This is a genomic window from Paenibacillus sp. JSM ZJ436 (assembly GCF_044383795.1).
Lineage (GTDB): Bacteria > Bacillota > Bacilli > Paenibacillales > Paenibacillaceae > Paenibacillus_AQ > Paenibacillus_AQ algicola.
This window is the reverse complement of sequence record NZ_JBISEO010000040.1, coordinates 1-1280: the sequence shown is the minus strand read 5'-3', so window position 1 is coordinate 1280 and position 1280 is coordinate 1. Positions and strand designations below refer to the sequence as shown.

At 46.0% G+C, this 1280-nt stretch carries 1 protein-coding gene; it reads left to right on the top strand.

Annotated features, from left to right (window positions below):
* The first annotated feature begins 57 nt into the window (after positions 1-57).
* A protein-coding gene (locus ACH6EH_RS20130) for an IS3 family transposase (RefSeq protein ID WP_483875090.1) occupies positions 58-1204 on the top strand; the annotation gives its coding sequence in 2 pieces (ribosomal slippage) (positions 58-329 and positions 328-1204; 1149 coding nt in all).
* The last annotated feature ends 76 nt before the right edge of the window (positions 1205-1280 follow it).

Here is a 1280-nt window from a genome sequence, read left to right as displayed (position 1 = left end):
TATAATGCTCCCATACCTTGAGACACGGGAGGGAAAAAAATAAGTTATAATGAAGCCATGGAAAAACGGAACCGATATACCGCAGAGTTTAAGACAAAAGTCGTGCTGGAAGTGCTTCGAGAGGAGCAGACAGTGAATGAAATTGCCGCTAAATATGAGCTTAGCCCCGTGATGATTAGCCGATGGAAATCAGAGTTTTTAGAGCGCGCCAACACGGTGTTCGAGAAGAAGGCCAGTGAAGTCGACAAAATGAAAAAGGAGTATGAAAGTAAGCAAGAACATCTGGAACAGCTGGTTGGCCAACTCACAGTGGAGGTCGACTGGCTCAAAAAAAAATCTGGCCTTAAATGAGCCTCTAGAAGCTCGTAAAGGTATGGTCGAGCGAGGCAACGCTGAAATCAATATCAAACGTCAGGCAGCCCTTCTAAGTATCAACAGAACCAGCGTATACCGTCCTGAAAAGGAGCATTGTGAGAGCGAAGTCAATGTGCAAATCATGCATCGGATCGATGAGATCTACACGAAACACCCTTACTTCGGCTACCGTCGAATGACCTGGTTCCTTCGAGATCTAGGCTATGAAGTGAATCGCAAGCGTGTACGCCGTCTTATGCAGCTTATGGGTCTAGAGGCCATCTATCCAAAGCCGAACCTGAGCAAGCGCCTGCATGCCAAGTATATCCGTCCTTACCTGCTTCAAGGCTTAACGATCGACCGCCCGAATCAGGTTTGGGGAATCGATATTACCTACATCCGGATGGGCAATGGATTTATGTACCTATTCAACATTATCGATTGGTACAGCCGAAAAATCATCGATTACGAACTATCCAACACGCTCGAAAAGGGATTTGTTTTGAGGTGCCTCAAACGTGCATTCAGCCATTGCAAACCTAAGATTATGAACAGCGACCAGGGCTCCCATTTTACCAACGCTGACTATCTTGAGCTGCTTGAAAAAGCAGAAGTAAAGATCTCCATGGATGGCAAGGGCCGGGCAACAGACAACAGCCGGACAGAACGATATTTCCGCTCCCTTAAGTATGAATGCATCTTTCTCAATGAATTCGAAAACCCTCGCGCGCTGCGCAAAGGGATAGCTCGTTATGTCCATTTTTACAACCATGAACGGCCTCATGCATCTCTAGAAGGAGCCAAGCCGGCTCAATTCTATACGCATTCTGTTGAACAAATCGCGTCTTAAATCACAAGATCTCACAAGACAAGGAGGATTAACTTATTTCTCGGAAATTCATGTCTTGACAATGGGGGGCATTACA